General features: G+C 44.0%; 20 protein-coding genes and 1 other RNA gene. 5 read left to right on the top strand and 16 right to left on the bottom strand.

Annotation, left to right across the window (positions count from 1 at the left end; all coding sequences use genetic code 11):
• Positions 1 to 34: 34 nt before the first annotated feature.
• From ECA01S_RS09100 to yjbM, 6 genes are all read right to left on the bottom strand, one after another.
• Complete coding sequence (locus tag ECA01S_RS09100) at positions 35 to 1,507, bottom strand: AcpB/EbpR/MafR family transcriptional regulator (RefSeq protein WP_067394306.1); 1,473 nt, start codon at positions 1,505 to 1,507, stop codon at positions 35 to 37.
• On the bottom strand, positions 1,497 to 2,720 hold the full coding sequence (locus ECA01S_RS09095; protein ID WP_067394303.1) for an FAD-dependent oxidoreductase: 1,224 nt from the start codon (positions 2,718 to 2,720) through the stop codon (positions 1,497 to 1,499). The genes ECA01S_RS09100 and ECA01S_RS09095 overlap by 11 nt, the downstream gene beginning before the upstream one ends.
• Before the next feature lie 110 nt (positions 2,721 to 2,830).
• Positions 2,831 to 4,195, bottom strand: coding sequence for a magnesium transporter (gene mgtE / locus ECA01S_RS09090; protein WP_067394300.1), 1,365 nt, complete (start codon positions 4,193 to 4,195; stop codon positions 2,831 to 2,833).
• Positions 4,196 to 4,200: 5 nt separating this feature from the next.
• Positions 4,201 to 5,100 (bottom strand): RluA family pseudouridine synthase, encoded by a 900-nt coding sequence (locus ECA01S_RS09085; protein ID WP_067394297.1) that lies wholly within the window; start codon positions 5,098 to 5,100, stop codon positions 4,201 to 4,203.
• An 8-nt stretch (positions 5,101 to 5,108) separates the two neighbouring features.
• Positions 5,109 to 5,906, bottom strand: coding sequence for an NAD kinase (locus ECA01S_RS09080; protein WP_067394294.1), 798 nt, complete (start codon positions 5,904 to 5,906; stop codon positions 5,109 to 5,111).
• Positions 5,881 to 6,579: a GTP diphosphokinase gene (gene yjbM, locus ECA01S_RS09075; RefSeq protein ID WP_067394291.1), complete on the bottom strand. Its 699-nt coding sequence runs from the start codon at positions 6,577 to 6,579 to the stop codon at positions 5,881 to 5,883. The genes ECA01S_RS09080 and yjbM overlap by 26 nt, the downstream gene beginning before the upstream one ends.
• A gap of 169 nt (positions 6,580 to 6,748) precedes the next feature.
• Here yjbM and ECA01S_RS09070 point away from each other — a divergent pair, with 169 nt between their 5' ends.
• Both ECA01S_RS09070 and ECA01S_RS09065 read left to right on the top strand, forming a co-directional pair.
• Entirely contained in the window at positions 6,749 to 7,330 is a 582-nt protein-coding gene (locus ECA01S_RS09070) for a CYTH domain-containing protein (RefSeq protein WP_067394288.1), read from the top strand.
• Positions 7,331 to 7,442: 112 nt separating this feature from the next.
• Entirely contained in the window at positions 7,443 to 8,099 is a 657-nt protein-coding gene (locus tag ECA01S_RS09065) for a DsbA family protein (protein ID WP_067394285.1), read from the top strand.
• 43 nt (positions 8,100 to 8,142) lie between these two features.
• On the opposite strand, the gene ECA01S_RS09060 is transcribed toward ECA01S_RS09065, so the two are convergent.
• The 8 genes from ECA01S_RS09060 to ECA01S_RS09025 all read right to left on the bottom strand — a co-directional run bounded on the left by ECA01S_RS09060 (position 8,143) and on the right by ECA01S_RS09025 (position 15,272).
• Entirely contained in the window at positions 8,143 to 9,075 is a 933-nt protein-coding gene (locus tag ECA01S_RS09060) for an ROK family protein (RefSeq protein WP_067394273.1), read from the bottom strand.
• Between the two features lie 18 nt (positions 9,076 to 9,093).
• Complete coding sequence (gene dtd, locus ECA01S_RS09055; RefSeq protein ID WP_067394271.1) at positions 9,094 to 9,537, bottom strand: D-aminoacyl-tRNA deacylase; 444 nt, start codon at positions 9,535 to 9,537, stop codon at positions 9,094 to 9,096.
• Between the two features lie 3 nt (positions 9,538 to 9,540).
• Positions 9,541 to 11,754 carry a RelA/SpoT family protein gene (locus ECA01S_RS09050; RefSeq protein WP_067394268.1) on the bottom strand — a complete coding sequence of 738 codons (2,214 nt, stop codon included), beginning with the start codon at positions 11,752 to 11,754 and terminating at the stop codon, positions 9,541 to 9,543.
• A gap of 113 nt (positions 11,755 to 11,867) precedes the next feature.
• Positions 11,868 to 12,470, bottom strand: coding sequence for a beta/alpha barrel domain-containing protein (locus ECA01S_RS09045; protein ID WP_067394266.1), 603 nt, complete (start codon positions 12,468 to 12,470; stop codon positions 11,868 to 11,870).
• Positions 12,471 to 12,488: 18 nt separating this feature from the next.
• The gene (locus ECA01S_RS09040) at positions 12,489 to 13,220 is read right to left on the bottom strand and encodes a 16S rRNA (uracil(1498)-N(3))-methyltransferase (protein ID WP_067394263.1); all 732 of its coding nucleotides are present in this window, start codon (positions 13,218 to 13,220) and stop codon (positions 12,489 to 12,491) included.
• Positions 13,220 to 14,164: a 50S ribosomal protein L11 methyltransferase gene (prmA, locus tag ECA01S_RS09035; RefSeq protein WP_067394260.1), complete on the bottom strand. Its 945-nt coding sequence runs from the start codon at positions 14,162 to 14,164 to the stop codon at positions 13,220 to 13,222. Before prmA ends, ECA01S_RS09040 begins: the two co-directional genes overlap by 1 nt.
• Before the next feature lie 12 nt (positions 14,165 to 14,176).
• The gene (locus ECA01S_RS09030) at positions 14,177 to 14,644 is read right to left on the bottom strand and encodes a DUF3013 family protein (RefSeq protein WP_067394258.1); all 468 of its coding nucleotides are present in this window, start codon (positions 14,642 to 14,644) and stop codon (positions 14,177 to 14,179) included.
• Positions 14,607 to 15,272: a DNA-3-methyladenine glycosylase gene (locus tag ECA01S_RS09025; protein WP_143139576.1), complete on the bottom strand. Its 666-nt coding sequence runs from the start codon at positions 15,270 to 15,272 to the stop codon at positions 14,607 to 14,609. The genes ECA01S_RS09030 and ECA01S_RS09025 overlap by 38 nt, the downstream gene beginning before the upstream one ends.
• Before the next feature lie 138 nt (positions 15,273 to 15,410).
• On the opposite strand from ECA01S_RS09025, the gene ECA01S_RS09020 reads away from it, so the two are divergent.
• From ECA01S_RS09020 to ECA01S_RS09010, 3 genes are all read left to right on the top strand, one after another.
• Complete coding sequence (locus ECA01S_RS09020; RefSeq protein ID WP_067394253.1) at positions 15,411 to 16,691, top strand: replication-associated recombination protein A; 1,281 nt, start codon at positions 15,411 to 15,413, stop codon at positions 16,689 to 16,691.
• 62 nt (positions 16,692 to 16,753) lie between these two features.
• Positions 16,754 to 16,948, top strand: a non-coding RNA gene (ssrS, locus tag ECA01S_RS09015) — 6S RNA.
• 67 nt (positions 16,949 to 17,015) lie between these two features.
• A complete protein-coding gene (locus ECA01S_RS09010) occupies positions 17,016 to 17,285 on the top strand; it encodes a hypothetical protein (RefSeq protein ID WP_067394251.1) in 270 nt (89 codons plus the stop codon).
• Between the two features lie 38 nt (positions 17,286 to 17,323).
• On the opposite strand, the gene ECA01S_RS09005 is transcribed toward ECA01S_RS09010, so the two are convergent.
• Together ECA01S_RS09005 and ECA01S_RS09000 are read right to left on the bottom strand one after the other, a co-directional pair.
• Positions 17,324 to 19,225 carry a glycoside hydrolase family 127 protein gene (locus ECA01S_RS09005; protein ID WP_067394249.1) on the bottom strand — a complete coding sequence of 634 codons (1,902 nt, stop codon included), beginning with the start codon at positions 19,223 to 19,225 and terminating at the stop codon, positions 17,324 to 17,326.
• A 64-nt stretch (positions 19,226 to 19,289) separates the two neighbouring features.
• The gene (locus ECA01S_RS09000) at positions 19,290 to 20,138 is read right to left on the bottom strand and encodes a carbohydrate ABC transporter permease (protein ID WP_067394248.1); all 849 of its coding nucleotides are present in this window, start codon (positions 20,136 to 20,138) and stop codon (positions 19,290 to 19,292) included.
• Between the last annotated feature and the right edge of the window lies 1 nt (position 20,139).

Raw genomic sequence — 20,139 nt, 5'->3', positions numbered from 1 at the left:
AAAGCGCTTTCTTTTACTATAGATTACTGTTTTTTTACTGAAATGTTCTGTCACCTTTTTCCAAATCCGCACTTTTTTTGACAGAGTGCTGTCGCAGCTCTACTAATTGCTGTATTTTTTTCTTGATTTGGCTGAGGTCGTATTCAGAACCAATCTCTGATAAGAGGTACCGTTCCTTTTCCGGTCCAGAGACATTGGAAAGAACCAAATCATAAGTTTGGTGTGGATCATACTGCGTCAATACTAAACCGTTTAGATGTTGTAAACTCAGTTTTAAAATCTCACTGTAGGCTTCGGCGAATAACGGTTCCATTTGTAAATCCAAGCCCACTTGAATCTTTTGAGCCATCTTGACTTCAATTAACGACAGGCAGCTCAAATATTTGATTTCAGTTAGTTGTACTAGACTATCTTGACGTTCTCCTAACATGCGAGTAGCAACCTGTCGCATATAATGGGCGTGCTTTGCTAGTTCTCTAGTGGATAAGCTTTTTTCCTTCTGCCAAATATTCTCTTCATCAAAAATCTCAAAATCGCCCTTGAAAAAGTAAAGCATACTATGAGCCTGACTCAAGTAGTAGCTGGTCTTTAATCGTTCTGACTCTGGTAATTCTTGTGGTTGGAAAAAGAGCTGTAATTCAGCCAGCATCCGTTGATTTAGCTGTTCAATGGGGCCCTCACTTTGTAAAAATAACCGAGCGTGGTCTGCTGGCGTCACCACTGACAACGCGCGTAAAAAGATATATTGCAGCTTCACTTCGTTCTCATCTAAGCTGACTGAATACCGACTTAAAAAGCGAAAGAAAAATTGCTTCAGTTGTAAATAAAGTGGGTCGTTTAAATAAGGTCGCATCTGGCCATGCGGGTATTGAACCCCTTGTCGGTAACGTTTTTTACTGATTTTCAACCAAAGATTGACTCGCAACCGCTCGTGCTCAGAAAAAGATAATTGCAGATTTTTCTCGATCATAGGAAATAAATCTGTTTTGGCAAAGACTCGTTGCTGCCGGCGATGCTCTTCATAGGGGAGGATGAACCAATAAAATTGAAAATAAAAATAGCGAATCTGTAATTCTGGTCCCGTAATCATTCCTTGTTTGATTTCCAGTCCAAATTCCCCAAGACTCCGGTTCAATTCCTTGATTTTGCGATAAACAGTCGATTCACTTGCTGATAATTCGATGCACAGGGCTTGGATTGACCAATGACTTTTACGAAACAGCTGATCTAATAAACGATATTTCAAAGATCCCCGAATGAGCTCATAAGTATAGCCTTCCAACGAAAAATCAGCATCTGCTTCGAATATCACCTGCTGTTGCAGCCGTAAACGAAAGTGGGCTTGGGGTGTTTGAAGCTGTGCAAGATATTTTTGCGTGCTTTTGGCTGTGATTCCCAGCATTTCAGGCAAAACCTCAGCTGACAGCCGCCCCCCAGCTAATAACAGCTTGCGGATGATTTGCAAGGAAATCCGGTCCTCTTTTTCTAATAGTTCCTCAACTTTCAAGAAGGGCACCTGCTTTCCACGCCAGTTGCGTTAGGAAGTCTAGCGGCTGACTTTCTGGTGCATAATAAACAAAGTCAAGATTGGCTAATTGTTGAACCGTGGTACTGGCATGAATCGCCAGTACAAAAAGGTCTGCTAAAGCTGTCAAAGGATTAGCGCTGACTAGTTGAGCGCCTAAAAGCTGCCCGGTTGGTGCAAAAACCAGCTTGATTGATAGATAGGGCGTCGCTTGCGTGAGCTGGACCGCCTTAACAGGGATATCCATGAAACGAGCCTCACTCTCAGTCAAGCCGACACTGCTGTAATAGTTATTAAATAAACGTCCCCCGACACTGCGCAATGCTGGCTGTACCGTTTTCTGTGGTTCTAACAGATTTTGCGCCACGACTAGCCCACTTTGGATACTTTGATTGACAAGCGGCAAGTAATAATCATTTTCCGGGAAAAACAACGGAAAACGGACCATATCTCCAATCGCAAAAACATTAGGAAGTGAGGTCTCGAGATACTCATTTACTAAAATTGTCTGATCCATGTGCTGCTCCAGCTCAGGTGGTAAAGCAGTGAGCACTTGTGGATGACCATTCAATGCCAGAAAGACCTCTTGGAAAATGGCCCGCTCTTGCTGCCAGCAGAGGTTAGGTTGTTGGGGTCCTTCGATGCGTTCCAGCGTTACACCCAAATGTAGGTGAATACCCCGGTCCAATAATTCTTGCGCAAGAACCGCAACCATCTCCTGATCAAAATAACGAAAAAGGAGCTGATCCATACTTTCAAAAAGTGTCAAATCCCGACCGGGTGTTGCCAGTTCACTCAAGGTTCGCAAGCCTTCCCAGCCAGCCCCCACGACTGCAATTTTTTCATGGCTTGAGCGATTTAACACGGTTGGCTGTACTATTTGGACACCCGGAAAATCTGCTCCCGGTAATTCTTGCGCCAAGCCGGTTGCCGTCATGGCAAGAATCAAACGGTCATAGGAAAGTGTAAATTCACTAGTGTCTGTTCCACTTACTTGTTGCTGACGCCAATCAATCGCCGTAATAGTCACTGGTTGACGCCATTCAATAGTGCTAGTTTCCAGCTGCTCTTTAAACTGTGTCGCCGCCTTTTCCTCTGCTAGAGCTAAAACCGTGACTGCCATAGTCGAATCCTGACTAATGGCCAGCGCCGCCGCAATCCCTGCATAGGACCCGCCAATGATGATGATCTTCATTTGAACACCCCCATAAAAATATTGTATCAAAACAAGAAAAGGTTTTCACTTTTTAACTAAAAAAGAATGATACACAAAAGAGCCCCCAAACTTTTTTGTGTATCATTCTTTCACATGAAATATTGTAAAAATAAACTGGCGATATTGAAATAAATCAGTACACTAGTCAAATCGCTCAAAGTGGTAATAAAGGGACCACTAGCGACGGCTGGGTCAAAGCCCAATTTATCCATCAGCATCGGAATCAAGCTGCCGGCCAAATTAGCCACCGTAATCGCACAAAGCATGGCCATTCCAATTACAAAGCCTAGCGTAAAATTATGTTTCCAAATACCTACAATCAAAAAGATCGTTAGACCAGTGACCGCGCCCGTGATCAGCCCTGTTAGAACCTCACTAACAATCAAGCTGACAAAGCTCGTATCTTTATCATCAGACATGGCAATGCGCCGCACCGCTACCGCCAACGACTGCGTCCCCGCATTGCCGGCAGTCCCGGTGATCAAGGAAATAAAGACCGCTAAAATACTGGCTTCTGAAACTAATTCTTCATAGTGGCTGATCAAACTCGCAGTAGACATCCCTAAAAAGAGCAGCGTGATTAACCAAGGTAATCGTTTTGAGGCCGCTTTTAGTGGATTTTCACTGACTTCTTCAACGTTGACCCCCGCCAAACCAGAGTAGTCACTAGCAGCTTCATCATCGATAACATCAATGATATCATCAACAGTGACAATCCCTAACAGATGATCATCATAATCAGTAACTGGTACCGCTAGAAAGTCATAATCACGAATCGTTTTCGCAACATCCTCTTGGTCATCGCCAACATGAACCGCAATCACCCGCTCACTCATTACATCGGCAATCAAGGTATCATCATCATTCACAATCAAATCACGCAGCGAAATAACCCCAACTAAACGGTTGTCGGTATCCACCACGTAAACATAGTAGATCGTTTCTGCCACATCAGCTTCATTTTTTAAGACATACATTGCCGAACGAACCGTTTGATTCGCTACAATCGACACAAACTCCGTTGTCATGATCGAGCCGGCGGTGTCATCCTCATAGTGTAATAATTCCTTGATTTCACTAGCATCTTCAACGTCCATCAGACTTAAATATTTTGAAACCTGACTTTTGTCCAAGGTGTTCAATAAATCGACGGCATTATCTGAATACATTTCAGATAACATATCAGCGGCATAATTTGGCCGCATCTCGTCTAGATAATCTTTCATATGTTCGTTGTCTTCTTCAATCACATCAAACATATCCGCCAATTCTTTCGGTGACAAATAGGTGTATAAGCGCTCGCGCTCTTGTTCTTCTAATGATTGATAAAATTGCGCTTGGTCATAAATATGCAGGGACAAAAACAGCTCCCGAAACTCATTCAAATGACCTTGGCGCAGCTCACTGAGCAACTGATCAAAGTGCAGTGCCAGTTCTTCTTGCGCTTCTTGCATATTTTTCACCTCTCGATTTCAGTTGCGACTGCTGCCATGTCTGGTGGCAGTGGTGATTCAAAATTCAGATCCTCCTGCGTAAAAGGATGGCGAAAACGCAGCTGATGGCAATGCAAGGCTTGTCGCGTAATGCCTTGTGTTACATCGCCGCCATACATGTCATCTCCTAGTAAGGGGGTCCCTAAATAAGCAAAGTGGACGCGAATTTGGTGGGTACGCCCCGTATGTAATTGGATATCCACTAAGGCCTTCTCATCATCATGAGCCAAACACCAATATTCCGTCAAGGCATAACGGCCTTCCGCTGCCACTTGTCGTTGCATTAAAGAATTGCGATTACGAGAGATGGGGGCCTCAATTTCGCCATGTTGGGCTAGCTGAGCAACTTTTCCACCAACTAAAGCAAAGTATTTTTTAGAAACTTGCTTTTTCCGCAGCTCCTGATCCATCATAGCATGAGCAAAGCCGTGCTTAGCAAACAGCATCAAGCCTGAAGTGTCACGGTCAAGTCTAGTAACGATGTGGATGACCTGATCTTGATAGCCTTGCTTGACATAATAAGCTTTGACACGATTGGCCATCGTGCCGTTAGGATGGTATTGAGCGGGAATTGAAGCCACGCCTGCCGGTTTCTCCACTACTAATAAATGGTCATCCTCAAACACGATTTCAAGCGGTTGATCATCCAAGAGCATTGTTTCATGCGGCGCCTCATCAGGAATCGTTACCGCTATTTGATCGCCATTTTTCACCTGATACAAGACATTTTCTATTTGCTGATTGACCCGGATGGTCCCGCCCTGAAATTTGATTTTGGCTAAGAGACCTTTAGACAGACCTTTACCTTTTAAAAAAGTGCGTAACAACTGCGGTTCTGTTTGTTCATACGTCCAGTTAAATTGCATAAAAACTCCTAATTTTCTCCAATAAATGCGTCCTTCACTCGGTGCCAAAAATGCATGTGGCGATAGGAAGCAAAATGAATCCGTTCTTTGGCGATCCGGTAATGGACCGACAAGATATTGTCATGGCGAATATCCAGTTGATCCACCGTTAGTAAGTAATCATCACTATCTTGCAAACTGATTTCTACCCATTCATTTTCTGCAATTACCATGGGCGAACCTAATGTTCGAAAGACACGATTATTTAAAGAGGCGATTTCCGCCAATTGAAACGCGTTAATCGAAGGGTGGATTACGGCACCGCCGACACTTTTATTGTAAGCAGTAGAACCCGTCGGCGTCGAGACCGATAGCCCGTCCCCACGAAAACGTTCAAATAATTCATCTTTAATATAGATATCGGCAACCATCGTCCGATTTGAACGCTTGATTGTTGATTCATTCAGCGCTAGAAAGTGTTTATCGGCGGTTTCATCCCGGTAAACGATTTTTACATCCAATAATGGATAACTAACGCTAGCTCCACGATTTTCTTGTAAACTATCTACCAGTTCTTCTAGCTCGTAGTCCCGCCAATCTGTATAAAAACCTAAATGGCCAGTGTGGACGCCTAGAAAACTCACCTCATCCAAGCGGTGATTAAAGCGGTGGAACGCGGAAAGTAATGTTCCGTCGCCCCCCACAGAGATCACTAGCTCTGGCTGTTGATCATCAAGCGTAATATGTGCCTTAAGCAAAAGCTCCTTCAATTGCGTGGTGACATTGATGGATTTGGCTTCATTATTGTGAACGATCGCTACTTTCATCTAATGGCTCCTCGCTTTCTTCTTCCACCGCCTGCCGATATAAATCATCGGTGGCTGAAGCTCGTCCATGAGAGAATAAGTGCTGTGCTTCTTGAATCTCTTCACGGATATTGGACATTTCTTCATCTAATAAGTAAGCTGCCTCCGCTGCCCGTTGCAAACGGACACTCATTTCTTCCGGAAAAACACCTTGATATTTGTAATTTAACGAGTGTTCAATCGTGGCCCAAAAGTTCATGGCCAGTGTCCGAATCTGAATTTCCGCTAAGATTCGTTTTTCCCCACCGATTACTTGTACAGGATATTCAATCACTAAATGATAAGAGCGATACCCGCTGGCTTTTTTATTAGTGATATAATCTCGTTCTTGAATGACTTTCATATCACGACGTCCCCGTAAAAGTTCCACTACTTGATGGATGTCTTCCACGAATTGACACATGATCCGCAAACCAGCAATATCTTGCATCTCTTCTTCTAAACGAGCCAAGGGAATGTGGCGTAATTTTGATTTAGCTAAAATGCTTTCGATGGGTTTGACACGTCCGGTCACAAACTCGATAGGCGTGTGGCTGTTCTGTTCCCGATACTGCTTGCGAATACCGCGCAGCTTGACTTTCAGTTCACTTACAGCTTGTTCGTATGGTGCTAAAAATTGATCCCAGTTATTCATCCCTATCCCTCCATCGCAATTCATACAGAGACATTTTACCACAGTCCGCCTAAAATTTGACCGTAAAAGCCGAATCTCTCTGTTGACAAAATTATGGAAAAATACAGACAATTCTTGACGTTTCCCTACGCCTTGTGTCACAATGTCTTATTGTGAAAGGATGAGTCCCATGAGCCGCAGTTTAGAAATCGAATATAAAAGCATGTTGACCGCCGAAGAATATCAACGCGTCAAAACACAGCTAAAATTAAGCGAAACAGATTTTTTCGTACAAACCAACCACTATTTTGATTCTGCTGATTGGCAATTGCGTTCCCGGCAGATGGGCCTGCGGATTCGGCAATTTCCCGATAAAGCAGAGCTGACCTTAAAGCTGCCGCAACCAACTGGACTGCTGGAAGTCACTGATCCACTAACTTTAACCGAAGCACAGACTATCCTAACAACAAAGCATTTGCCAGCTGGACATGTCACGGCCGAGCTAGAACAACAGGGGATAAATCCCAGACAGTTACAACCAATTGGCAGTCTTACCACTAAGCGTGCCGAAGTTGCGCTGCCTGAAGGACTGTTGGCACTAGATGAAAGCTGGTATGGTGCAGAGCATGACTATGAAATAGAGTTGGAAGTCACCGATGCCCTCTCTGGAGCCCAAAATTTTCAACTTTTGCTAAATAAGTGGCAAATTTTGAAAAAAGGAGCGAAAAACAAGGTACAGCGCATGATTGAAGCGTTACATCCTTTTAATTAACCGACATTTTTTGAAAGTCGAATTAGTTTAGTTTTTTGCTATTTTCTGATACATTAAGGGTACAGAACAGAAAAGATATTCACTAGGGATGAGAACATTGGGGGAATTTTTGATGATTGAGATCTATCTGTTCGTGAATCCAATCGGAAAGTTGTGTCTGCAAGCTGAACAAGATATCCTAGCTCTGGTAGAAAAGGAACATAAAGATAAAAGCATTCAATTTCGCTTTATTCCTTTATTGAACTTACGTACCATTAATGGATTGATTCAACAGTTACAGATTCCACGGAACGATTTGGAGCAACGAAATCGCTTATTTGAAACTATTTATTCTGCCGCTTTGGACTACAAAGCTGTGCAGCTACAAGGAAAGAAAAAAGGACGTGCCTTTCTACTTGCTCTACAAGCGCAAGTAGACCGTAAAGGAACCAACTACACACCAGAACTGGTGGAACGTTTGGTAAAGGAAACCGGCGCTGATTGGGAGATGTTCCAAAGCGACCGTGCTTCTGAATTCGTTCGAGAATCTTTTCAAGCAGATCAACAGATTGCGCGGGAAATGGGGATCACCAAGCATCCGTCTGCTGTCATCTATAACTATGCCTGCGAACGAGACTATGGCGTTCTTTTAGAGGACTACCATACGATTGAAGAATTGGCTGTTCTTTGCGAAACAACCGAGGAAACATATCACACATTCCACGATGATACGCCTCTCTCAGCAGCGAATGAGCGCCGCGTTGCCCATCGGCATTTACGACTAGTATAAAAGGTTGCACCAAAGCTCTATGAGACTTTGGTACAACCTTTTTTTATTTCTCTTGGATTTCTTGATGAATTTGATAAACAGCCCCAATCAAACCCGCATTATTGCGTAATTTGGCCGGCTGTACGATTCCCATGGTCTTATCCTGTAAATAATTGATGGCCTCGTGTTGGCTAGCAACCACTGCTACCTTGTCTAAAAGTCCTTGCATAAAATCCTCATTGGCACTAATACCTCCGCCAATTAGAATCGCTTCTGGGTCAAAACTTGTTAGCAGGTTAAGACAAGTCACGGCTAAATCTTGATAGTAACGATCTAGGACCTCTTGCGCAATCCTTTCACCAGCCTTGGCTCGCGCCAGAATAACACGCGCGTCCTTGACCGTTTCGGCCTGTGGATTGCTCCTGCGCAAGGCCCGATTATAAATAGGATACAAGCCACCCACCACCGCGCCATGCCAATTGACAGAAGCAGCTTCTAAATTCCCAGTTGCTGGCAGGGCATCAATCAACATAAAACCAAATTCGCCAGCCATACCATGAGCTCCGCGATAAATCTGTCCGTTGATAACGACACCACCACCTACACCAGTTCCCAAAACTAGGCAAATATAGTCGTTATAATTTTGCGCGTTGCCAAGCCATTTTTCCGCAATAGCAGCCGCATTGGCATCATTTTCGACAAAAACAGGCAGTTGACAGCGTTGCATCATTTCTTCCTTTAAATTGATTCGATAGAGCGAACGGATCGCCCCCGCTGTCGTCATAAAACCGTCACGACGAATCACACCAGGGGCACTGATACCGATGCCTTTTAGCGTGCTTTTTGTTTGATAATCTGCCACCACCTCGGTAAGTGCCACTAAAATTGCTTCTTTTTCACTTGGAGTTGGTAGCTGTGCCTGCTCCAAGATTTCGCCTGTTTCTGATACTAAGCCATATTTGATCATGGTGCCGCCAATATCAAAACCCACATACATCCGCCGATTCTCCTTCGCCTATTCCTTTGTATCAATCAAAATAGTTACTGGTCCATCATTGACCAATTGGACTTGCATTTCTGCTCCAAATTGCCCGGTTGCTACAGTTAGACCTGTTTTTCGCAATTGTTCATTAAAGTAATCGTACAATGCAGTCGCCTGCTCTGGAGCGGCTGCTTTGACAAAGCTAGGACGATTTCCTTTTTTTGTATCTGCATATAGGGTGAACTGGGAAACCGATAAAACACTGCCAGATACTGCCCTTAGATCCAGATTCATGCGACCTTCTTCATCTTCAAAGACCCGTAATTTACTGATTTTCCGTATGAGATAATCCGCATCGGCCTGCGTATCTTCATGAGTCACACCTAAAAATATTAGAAAACCTTTAGTGATAGCGCCGATAGTCTCGTCAGCAACGGTCACTTGTGCTTCTTGTACTCGTTGAATCACTGCTCGCATGATTTACCCCTTTGTTCGCCGTACACTATAAACGTCCGGTACTGATTTGATTTTATCCACGATCCGTTCTAAGTGAGGCAGATTTTGAATTGAGACCGTCAAATGGATGATCGCCATTTTATTTTTAGCTGGTTTCGCATCAACACTGACTAAATTCTTTGTCATATTACTGATGGTTTGCAAAACGTCATTCAGCAAGCCACTACGGTTATAGCCGTATATCTCTAAATCAGCGGCGTATTCTTTCTTCGTGTTAGAAGTATCTTCCCATTCCACTTCAATCAAGCGTTCCGCGATCTCGTCCTTATTTTGGACATTAGGACAGTCTGCTCGGTGGATTGAAATACCCCGACCTTTCGTGATATACCCCACGATAGGGTCGCCTGGTACTGGATTACAGCAACGACTGATACGGATTAGAAGATTATCTACCCCTTGAATAACGATACCGCCCTCATGACGGACCTTCATTTTCTCCGGTTCCTTCTTCACCGGCTGACTCATTAACTCATCGGCTTCTTGCTTCTGCCGTTCTTGTTCCTGCTGGCGGCGTTCTTTTTCAGTTAAACGGTTAGCCAACATTTGAGCCGATAATTCGCCATAGCCGACTGCTGCGTACATGTCATCTTCACTTTGGAAGTTAAAACGGTCCAGCACTTCACTGACCTTGGCTTTACTCATAAACTCTTTTGGTGAAAATTGATGCTCACTTAATTGTTTGGCAACCGCCTCTTGTCCTTTACTGATATTCATTTCTCGGTCTTGGACTTTAAAGAAGCGTTTGATTTTGTTGCGAGCTTTACTAGTTGCTACCATATTCAGCCAGTCACGACTTGGACCAAAAGAATTCGGTGACGTTAGGACTTCAATAATGTCCCCATTCTTCAATTTATAATCCAACTGGACCATCTTACCGTTCACTTTAGCGCCGGTCGTTTTATTGCCAATTTCGGTATGGATACTATAGGCAAAGTCTAACGGACCCGAACCTTTCGGCAGCTCAGTAACATCACCCTTTGGTGTAAAGACATAAACCTTATCGCTAAAGATGTCTCCTTTGACGCTTTCCATAAATTCGGAGGCATCATAGCTTTCATCTTGCAGCTCTAAGATTTCGCGGAACCAGCTTAACTGATTGGTACTAGCATCAGCTGAGACCTTTTCAGTACGGCCTTCTTTATACGCCCAGTGCGCGGCAACCCCAAACTCAGCGATTTGATGCATTTCATGCGTCCGGATTTGAACCTCTACCGGATTCCCTTTAGGACCAATTACTGTGGTATGTAGCGACTGATACATATTAGCTTTTGGCATTGCAATATAGTCTTTAAAGCGACCAGGCATCGGTGTCCACTTCGTGTGAATAGCCCCTAAGACAGCGTAACAATCCTTGATGGAGTCCACAATAACCCGAATCGCCAATAAGTCATAGATCTCGTCAAATTGTTTCTTTTGGTCTTTCATTTTCCGATAGATTGAATAGATATGCTTCGGCCGGCCATAGATTTCAGCGTAAATCGACAGCTCTTCAGTTGCTTGCCGAATATCTTCTACCGCTTCAGCCACATAGGCTTCTCGTTCTTCGCGTTTTGATTGCATCAAATGGACGATCCGGTAGTATTGCTTCGGATTCAAATAACGCAAAGCGGTGTCTTCCAGTTCCCATTTAATGCGGCTGATCCCTAAACGATGAGCCAACGGAGCGTAGATCTCCAAGGTTTCTTGGGCAATGCGGCGCTGCTTATCTTCCCGTAAATGCTTCAAGGTGCGCATATTATGAAGGCGGTCTGCCAACTTCACCATAATGACGCGTAAATCTTGAGCCATTGCTAAGAGCATCTTACGGTGGTTTTCTGCCAATTGTTCCTCATGAGACTTATAATGGATTTTCCCTAATTTGGTTACGCCATCTACTAACATAGCGACACTTTCACCAAACTCTTCTCGTAAATCCTCTAGCGTTACCTCTGTGTCTTCTACAACATCGTGTAAAAAGCCCGTTGCGACCGTTTGTGGATCCATATGCAGCTCCGCTAAAATCCCTGCCACCTGAATAGGATGGATGATGTATGGTTCACCGGATTTCCGCGTCTGTCCCTCATGGGCTTTTGTCGCATATTCCAGTGCTTTTTCTACAAAAGCGGTATGTTCTGGTGACATATAGCGGGAAACCATTTTTATGACGCCTGGTCCTGTCATGATTTCATCTTTTGCCATGGTCTTTCCCCCTTAAAAATTTAGGCTAAAAGCCGAGTAGATCAACTATCCACACAGCTTTTAGCCTAATACTTGACTAATTATAGGTATTATAACGATTCCAACAACTTTTTTCAATCCTTGAGGCGGCGAATCACATGCAGCCGATTGCCTCCTTGCGCTTGAAAAGCCTCCGGATCTACCGACTCGTCTCCGTGGGCCTCAATCACTAAATCGGCACCGCCATCTAAACGAAAAATGCTGACATCATGTAACAAATCTTCAGCCGTTTCACCACATAGGATTACCCGGCGAACGCCTAACTCCCGCAGCCGTTGTGCAGCCGTGATTTTAGCCAGTTCTTTCAAATCTTTTGTAGACACTAAGAAAAGCAACTCTCCCCAAGCCAGCGCCAGTGGCACTAATGTTTCCTGAAACGTTTGAAAGACCGCAGGATCAGCCGACAATAGCTGGGCGGGTAAAACAATTGCAACACTAGCTGCGCCTTGCTGAAAAAGCTGGGCGACTTCAAAGGCCTGCTTAGCTAATGTTCCTTGACCTAAAGGATAATCCGCTAGTCCCCGCAGTGCGATTTGCTGACGCGTTAGCATCTTCAAGCGTGGTAGATAGCTTGGCAGCGTGGTAATCTGGCTCACGCCCGCTAAAATTGCCTCGGTTGCCAGCTGTTTTAATTGTGCATCTGTCAAATCGTTTTGATCAATGACCCAAGACTCCAAAATCCATCCTCCTAAATCCTATAGCAGCTCCCACTGATAGCTAGCTGCACTCAATACGTATAAAGGTGCGGTCTCCGCTCGTAAAATACGCGGTCCTAAGCCGCAAAGTCGGGCACCGGCTGCTTGATATTTTTCAATTTCGGCAGGCGTAAAACCACCTTCTGGGCCGAAAACCACCAACAGCCGCTCCCCGGCTGTAAGGTTCTGTAAGACCTGGGCCAAAATAGCCTGTTCGCCTTGCTTTGCTGATTCTTCATAGGCGATTAGCACTTGGTCATAATCGCTGAAGCGTGAAGTGATATCTTGATCCAGCAAGCGTACCGTCGGAATCTGCTGACGGTGAGATTGTTCTGCTGCTTCTTGCGCAATTTTCTGCAGCCGCGCTTGCTTGTTCTGTCTCTTTTTCTGATCCCATTTCACCACCGAGGTCTTAGCCGGAAAGGCCATAATCTCAAAGGCACCTAATTCAGTAGTTTTTTGCGTAATCAGCTCCAATTTATCGCCCTTTGGAAAACCACAAGCAATACTAACTTGAATTGGCAGCTCCTTTTGCTGCTCTTCTGGATAAAGCTCCTGTAAAAGGACCTCATCTTCTGTAAGATCAGTAATCGCGGCTACCACGGAGGCTCCATCAGGATACGTCAGATAAACCTGATCTCCGACCTTCATCCGCATCACATGACGAACATGATGCACATTTTCCCCTGTGATCCGCGCTGGGTGGCTACGTTCCACAAAATAACGCTGCATTAGGCTTCCTCCGGTTTTTTCAAAATTAGGGCAAACCAATCAGCCTGCTGCAAAAGCTGATCCACTTCAAAGCCCAATGCATAAGCTTCTTCCAATACTAAATCTTTTTTGTCTTCAATAATTCCCGATAAAATTAAACGCCCCTGGTCTTTTAATAAACGCCAAGCATCTGGCAAGAGGCGAATAATGATATCGGCTAAAATATTCGCCACAATCACATCAGCTGCTTCCGTTACACCTTGCAGTAAATCATTGGCCGCTACTTGAACATCTTCTGCCACCGGATTAAGGGCCATATTCTCCAAAGCTGCTTTTACGGCAACCTCGTCTAGATCATAAGCTAAGACTTGATCGGCACCTAAATACTTGGCCGCAATACTTAAAACACCAGAACCGGTTCCGACATCAATCACCTTTTCGCCACCACGAATCACAGTTTCCAAGGCTTGTAAGGACAAACGGGTAGTGGGATGTGTACCGGTACCAAAAGCCATCCCGGGGTCTAAACGAATCACCGATTCAAGCTTGTCACCTGTATAATTTTCCCAGCTAGGTGCTACCGTCAAAAAACGCGTGATGCGCACTGGATGGTAGTATTTCTTCCAGGCTGTAGCCCAATCACTTTCCGCCACTTCGCTAACCGTCACTTGGTTCGCGCCAACCGCTAGCCCAAACTCTGGTAATTTGGTAATACTAGCTTTGATAAAGGGTAGAATTTCCGGTAAGAAGCTTGTTTCTGGAAAGTAAGCCGCCACAATTGCGCCTTCTGAAATATAATCAAAATGTTCTTTATCCAATAGTTCGCCATATTTATCACTCTTGAAATGCGCCACATCTAGGGCATCTTCAATGGCGACACCACTAGCTCCTGCTTCCATCATAATATTTGAAACGGCCTCGACTGCTTCGCTAGTCACTTCGGCTTTGATTTCTGTCCACTTCATGTTTGTATCCTCCTAAAAACTTGGGTATGGAATCAAGGTTGTTGGCGTTGCCGCCACTGCTTGCTGAAATTTGTCTTCATCCCAATGCAGCTCAAAAATTTCAGCCTTTTCATCGGTCAAAAAGTCTAAAAGATCACTTTGACCATTGGCTAAAACTTCCGCTAAATAATTTAAAATACCCACCACCACATTTTGTGGCAGACCTTTCTTGCCGTCAAAAGGAATCGTTTTGACATAGTCCGCTTCCGCAAAACGTGATTTACCTGGCCAATAAAAAAGCACGCCATCTTCAAATTCAATGATTTCTTCCGCTGTCTCCGTCCCGTCTACATCGTCAATCACAAATTGTTGCTGATTTTCTGCAAAAAGGCGAAATGTCAATTCGATGGTACTATTGCGTTTATCCCAAACCACTTCTGGTTCATATTCGGCCAACTGTTGGCTATTTGTTTCTAGAAATGATACTAAATCCATTTTCATCTTCGTCTCTCCATCCATTGTTTGGTAAATATGCTTGTTTCCGTTGCCCCGTTACGTAAGGATTACCTTTGACCGTATAACGCAAGGGCATGTCTGTCCATTGACCCTTATTAGGGATGCCCACCCGTGGCAACTTTTCGACTACTTGCGGATAACGGCGTTTTTCCGGTACCAAGTGTAGCCGACTATCAAAAATCGATTGGCCATAAAAATCTTTTGTAACAGCTAAAGCTGCTACTAATTTGCCAGGGCCATTACTAACCTCGGGGCCTTTACGACCACCACGATTTTCTTCCATCAAAGCTAGTCCTGCCACCGGTTCAAAACCGCGAAGCATGACTCCTTGCGGCAGACCGGCTTCTCGCGCAATAATATTCAAAATTAAATGGGTATGCATCGTATAAAGGTAGATAGTTCCTGGCGGCCCATACATGGCCTGCACGCGCTTAGTTTGACGCATACCGAAGCTATGAGCTGCTTCATCATCGGGCCCTAAATAGTCCTCACAGTCGACGATATACCCACCTAATTTGCCCATGGGCGTCTCGTGTTCTAAATACATACCTAATAAATACTCCGCCAATTCCGGCGTCGTTGCTTGTTGAAAAAATTCCTTCATTTCATTCATTTGCTTCACCTTCTTTATCATACACGAAGAAGGCCCATCACGCTAGAAACCACGCCGTTTTTATGGCGAATGTACGTTCTGTTTTATCTCGTGAGATTGTGCTATACTTAAGGTATCTTATTTAAAGGGGGAATCAATGTGCAACAGCCTCTTGCTTACCGAATGCGGCCACGGGTTTTAGACGAAGTTTTTGGTCAAGAACACTTAGTGGGACCCGGGAAAATTATTCGCCGAATGGTGGATGCCAAAATGCTGACCTCTATGATTCTTTATGGACCACCTGGCACCGGGAAAACCAGTATTGCCAGTGCCATCGCCGGTTCTACCCAATATGCCTTTCGCATGTTGAATGCCGCAACCGATACAAAAAAAGATCTCCAAATCGTCGCCGAAGAAGCTAAAATGAGCGGCACCGTTATTTTACTATTAGATGAAGTCCATCGTTTAGATAAAACGAAACAAGATTTTTTATTACCACATTTAGAAAGCGGCCGTATCATTATGATTGGCGCGACAACTGAGAATCCTTATATCACCATCAATCCCGCGATCCGCAGCCGGACCCAGATTTTTGAAGTCAAACCACTTTCAGAAGCGGATCTCTTAAAAGCAGTTGATCAAGCCTTATCTGATAAAGAACGAGGACTAGGCAATGAGCCCGTCCAATTAACGCCTGAAGCGCGCGCTCATCTCGCACGCGCTACCAATGGGGATCTCCGCAGTGCGTTGAATGGCTTAGAATTGGCCGTTCGCTCCACTCCCGCCACTGATGGCATTATTCTGATTGACCTGGCTATTATCGAAGAGTGCCTGCAACGAAAAGCCCTGACTCACGATAAAGACGGTGATGCGCATTATGATGTGATCTCAGCTTTGCAAAAGTCGGTTCGCGGAAGCGATGTAGATGCGGCACTTCATTATTTAGGGCGCTTGATTGAAGCCGGTGAGTTGGCAATTATTAGCCGTCGTTTGATGGTGATGGCTTATGAGGACGTTGGTTTAGGAAATCCCGCAGCGGCCCAGCGAACCGTCGCTGCCGTCCAAGCTGCTGAAAAGTTAGGCTTTCCCGAAGCGCGGATTCCTCTTGCCGAAGCAGTCGTTGACCTATGCCTATCACCGAAATCAAATTCGGCCTACCTAGCTATTGACGCTGCTTTAGCTGATATTCGCGCCGGAAAAGCCGGCGCCGTACCGGATCATTTGCGAGATAGTCATTACCAAGGGGCCAAAGCATTACAGCGAGGCATTGGCTATCAGTATCCACATGACTTTGAACAAGCCTGGGTGGACCAACAATATTTGCCGGATACATTAAAAGACGTTCATTATTACCAGCCTAAAACTACCGGTAAATATGAACAAGCGCTGAAACAGCAGTACGATCGTATTCAGGATTGGAAGAAAAACGAGCATCATTAAACGCTTTCAATAACGAAGCATTCCCATTGCTCTTTTAGGGTGCCTATGCTATTATAGAGATGGGAATTCTGTGATGTACGAGTTGTCCTTTCTGTGTGTTGACCGAACATTTTTATTGATATATTGGGATCCGTCTTGTGTCAAGGCTGGTGACACGCCTTTTCTTTTGGTAGTTCGATGCTTAGACCGTGGAACCCACCTGCTAGAATTTGCGGGATCAATACTATAGGACGAATAACGGCATTAACGGATATTACCCTTTGATTGAAACAAGCAATTTGTCTTCGGACAAGTTGCTTTTTCTTTATAGAAAGGAACTTGCTGATGTTACGTATTCTTTTCATCTTACTTGCCATTATTTTAGCTGCAGTCGGTTTTTATTTTAGAAAACAAGGCAGTGCCTTAAGTACGCTACTGTTTAAAAAAGATAGCCCGCTCTTTCAGCATTTCTCTATTGCCCTCTTGATCGATGCAGGAGGTGCCCTAGTGGTTGCCCTGGTAGATTCCTTGATTATTGCCCTATTGTATCTATTTTTATTACTACTGACTTCCGGTATCTTCAGTTTTCGTTTGTTAAAAGAATGGCAAAAATAAACGTACCTCGTTAGCATAACTTCTAACGAGGTACGTTTTTAATTTTTTTGATTCAGCCAAATTCGCATGTCTCCGGCTCCACGATTTCCCCACAAAAAGTAGGGAACCAGCTTAAGCTCTTTCCTTTCAAAACTAGGCTTTTCCACCATATATAGGCTACCAACGGATTTGCGTTGTTGACCTTCTAGCTGAATACCTAAACTGTCACCAATTGGAAAATTCGACAATAATTGACTGCCAGTAACTTCTGAAATATAAATATTTGCCAAATCAGTCCCATTATCCACGGTTTCCACAGCGTAGACCAGTGGTCCGCGTGTTACAGCAACTTTCCCCACAAGCTCAGGAACCCGTTCATTCGCATAATTAGCCACTACCGGCATATCAAAGAACAATTGGATTTTGTCATCCCTTTGAAAATCAGCTGCCAAAAGTAGATAGCCTTGCTCTACTTGATTAGGGATAATTTTCCCATTAAAATAGACTTTCGCTGCCTTCACCCAAGCTGGAATTCTAAGGGCTAATTCATTGATTTGCCCACCATTTTCTTCAATTGTCAGCTCTATTGAACCTGCCCATGGGTAATTGGTGACTTGTTTCATCTTGAACTGGGTTCCTTGCGCAGCTACCCCGCTAGCAAACGTGCTCTCTCCATAAACATTCAAATACAGCCGCTGCTGTTTTTGATAGTAGTGATAATTTTCGATAGATTGGATCAAACGAGCAAGATTAGGCGGACAACAAGCACAACCAAACCATGATTGTCGTTGACCTTTTACATGGTCGTGATCTTTTCGTGAACAGCTAGTGCCAGTAACTTCTAAGGGATTGACATAAAAGAAATGCTCACCTTCTTGATCCATACCACATAAACAACCATTATAAAGTGCTTTTTCAAGAATATCGATAAAATGGGCCGCCCCTGTCAGTTCAAACATCTTTTCCGCCCAAAAGACCAGACCAATCGAAGCACATGTTTCATTATAGGCGGTATCATTAGGTAAATCGTAAGCTTCTGAAAAAGCCTCTCCCCACGCGGTTCCACCGATGCCCCCATTGATTGTCATTTTACGAGTAGTAACATCTTGCCAAAAATCTAAAAGCTTCTCCGTCAATTGTTTATCCTGTTTAATTCTAGCAAAGTCGGCCAATGCGGTGTAAAGATACATGGCCCGAACTGCATGGCCCACCGCTTCTGTTTGAGCTAAGATCGGTTCATGCGCTTGCGAATAGCGGTGATTGTCCCCCCACCATGTTTGAATGCCGTGGTTATATTGTTTTGCTTCTTGGTCAAAATAATTAGGCTTTTGACCTCGATGCTGGATAAAATTCCCTGCCAGCTCCAGATATTCTTTATTCGTGGTTACTTGATATAAGCGTAACAAGGCTAATTCAATCTCTTCATGACCTGGATAACCACCTTCTTGGGGACTCCCTTCTTGAAAGGTGGTTAAAATATGATGGGCAAATTTTTCTGCAACTTCCAGCAAGGCTGTTTCCCCAGTTGCCGTATAGTGCGCCACCGCCGCTTCAACCAAATGACCCCCACAGTATAATTCATGGTTATCCCGCAAGTTGGTCCATCTTTTATCCACACCTTGATCAATCTGATAAAAAGTATTTAAGTAGCCGTCTGCTAGTTGCGCTTTGCGAATCCAACTAATGGCTTCATTGACATGTGCTTGCAACCTTTTATCTTCTGTTTTTCCTAACGTATAAGAAGCAGCCTCAAGCCACTTATAGAGGTCGCTATCTCCAAATTTTATTCCTTGATAGTCTTCTCTAATGCCCGCCGCTGCTTTTTTAAAATTAGCCATCACATGACTGGCTGGTGTTTCAGGTAACTGATCATTTAAAGCCGCCCATTGATACGGCAACATTTTTTCCGTTACCAGCGTTTGATAATGCTGCCACAGCCCACCTTGTACTTCTATTTGCATCGCTTTACCTCCTAGTTCAAAAAAGCAGTTGAGCCTGATCCTACGATCCGCTCAACCACTTCGTTTAATCTTTCATGCCAGATGTTTTGATCCCGGCTACTAAATGTTTTGAAGCAAACATATATAAAACCATCGGCGGAATCGCCATAATCATGGCAAAAGCCATCTGTAGGTTCCAAGCTGTTTGGTTCTGACCACCTTCTAATTTGAAAGCAGTTAGCGCCCCTACCGTCAACGGCTTAAGATTCTCTGAGTCAATAAAGATCAGTGGTTGGAAAAGCTCGTTCCACCAGAAAATCGCGGATAAAACACCCACAGTGATAAAAATCGGTTTGGCTAAAGGAACCAAGACCTTAGTGAACACTTGCAATTTCGTACAACCATCTAACATCGCCGATTCATCAATACTCTTAGGAATCGTTTTGAAGAATTGACGGAATAAAAAGACATTGTATGGAAAAGCAAAGAAGCTAGGAACGATCATTGGTAAAAAGCTATCCAACCAACCTAAATTTCTAAACAAGATAAATTGAGGAATAACCAACGTAACGGTTGGGACCATCATGGTTGCCAAAATCATCCCGAAAATAACGCCTTTACCTTTAAATTCCATTCGGGCTAATGGATACGCAACAATCGAACTAGATAATAAGGTTCCTACCGTATTCCCTACTAATAAAATCAAACTGTTTTTCAAATAAGTCAGTGCATCACTACGTTTAAGAACCTCAATATAGTTTTCCCATTGCGGTTGTGTCGGGAAAATTTTAGGCGGAAACTCACTGATACCATTCAGCGTCTTAAGAGAGCTAGAAAAAATCCAGAAAATCGGAAAGAACATCAGAATGGCAAAGAAAATTAACACCGCATATTGGAGAATCTTGACCCCTTTAGAAGAATAATCTTTTCTCATT

Source organism: Enterococcus canis NBRC 100695, assembly GCF_001544375.1.
GTDB lineage: Bacteria > Bacillota > Bacilli > Lactobacillales > Enterococcaceae > Enterococcus_H > Enterococcus_H canis.
The sequence above is the reverse complement of the archived record's forward strand: the minus strand, read 5'-3'. Positions and strand labels throughout refer to the sequence as shown.